This window comes from Streptococcus suis, assembly GCF_024509555.1.
Taxonomy (GTDB): Bacteria; Bacillota; Bacilli; order Lactobacillales; family Streptococcaceae; genus Streptococcus; species Streptococcus suis_AD.
Window position 1 is genome coordinate 3,420 of sequence record NZ_JAMWEL010000036.1, and the last position, 1,583, is coordinate 5,002.

The following is a 1,583-nucleotide window of genomic DNA, read 5'->3' on the forward strand; positions in this document are numbered from 1 at the left end:
GGTTACCTCACCGACTTCGGGTGTTACAAACTCTCGTGGTGTGACGGGCGGTGTGTACAAGGCCCGGGAACGTATTCACCGCGGCGTGCTGATCCGCGATTACTAGCGATTCCGACTTCATGTAGGCGAGTTGCAGCCTACAATCCGAACTGAGACTGGCTTTAAGAGATTAGCTTGCCGTCACCGACTTGCGACTCGTTGTACCAGCCATTGTAGCACGTGTGTAGCCCAGGTCATAAGGGGCATGATGATTTGACGTCATCCCCACCTTCCTCCGGTTTATTACCGGCAGTCTCGCTAGAGTGCCCAACTGAATGATGGCAACTAACAATAGGGGTTGCGCTCGTTGCGGGACTTAACCCAACATCTCACGACACGAGCTGACGACAACCATGCACCACCTGTCACCGATGCTCCGAAGAGAAACCCTATCTCTAGGGCGGTCATCGGGATGTCAAGACCTGGTAAGGTTCTTCGCGTTGCTTCGAATTAAACCACATGCTCCACCGCTTGTGCGGGCCCCCGTCAATTCCTTTGAGTTTCAACCTTGCGGTCGTACTCCCCAGGCGGAGTGCTTAATGCGTTAGCTACGGCACTGAGTCCCGGAAAGGACCCAACACCTAGCACTCATCGTTTACGGCGTGGACTACCAGGGTATCTAATCCTGTTCGCTCCCCACGCTTTCGAGCCTCAGCGTCAGTTACAGACCAGAGAGCCGCTTTCGCCACCGGTGTTCCTCCATATATCTACGCATTTCACCGCTACACATGGAATTCCACTCTCCCCTTCTGCACTCAAGTTTGACAGTTTCCAAAGCGTACTATGGTTAAGCCACAGCCTTTTACTTCAGACTTATCAAACCGCCTGCGCTCGCTTTACGCCCAATAAATCCGGACAACGCTCGGGACCTACGTATTACCGCGGCTGCTGGCACGTAGTTAGCCGTCCCTTTCTGGTAAGATACCGTCAAGTGAGAAACTTTCCACTCTTCTCACAGTTCTTCTCTTACAACAGAGCTTTACGATCCGAAAACCTTCTTCACTCACGCGGCGTTGCTCGGTCAGGGTTGCCCCCATTGCCGAAGATTCCCTACTGCTGCCTCCCGTAGGAGTCTGGGCCGTGTCTCAGTCCCAGTGTGGCCGATCACCCTCTCAGGTCGGCTATGTATCGATGCCTTGGTGAGCCGTTACCTCACCAACTAGCTAATACAACGCAGGTCCATCTCATAGTGAAGCAATTGCTCCTTTCAAGTATCTACCATGCAGTAAATACTGTTATGCGGTATTAGCTATCGTTTCCAATAGTTATCCCCCGCTATGAGGCAGGTTACCTACGCGTTACTCACCCGTTCGCAACTCATCCGTCTAGTGCAAGCACCAGACTTCAGCGTTCTACTTGCATGTATTAGGCACGCCGCCAGCGTTCGTCCTGAGCCAGGATCAAACTCTCATAAAAAGTTTTGATTCAAACTCAAGCTATTGCTAGCTTTCCGTTTTATTGTTTTTCTTTTGTCATTGACGATTTATCTATTCGATAAATCACCCTGCACGTTTGGTTCGTCTTCTTTAATTTTCAAAGGTCTT

At 51.0% G+C, this 1,583-nt stretch carries 1 rRNA gene (only partly in view); it reads right to left on the reverse strand.

From position 1 onward, the window contains the following. Window positions 1–1,455: ribosomal RNA gene (locus tag NF418_RS10180) — 16S ribosomal RNA — on the reverse strand (it extends 190 nt beyond the left edge of the window). Window positions 1,456–1,583: the final 128 nt, after the last annotated feature.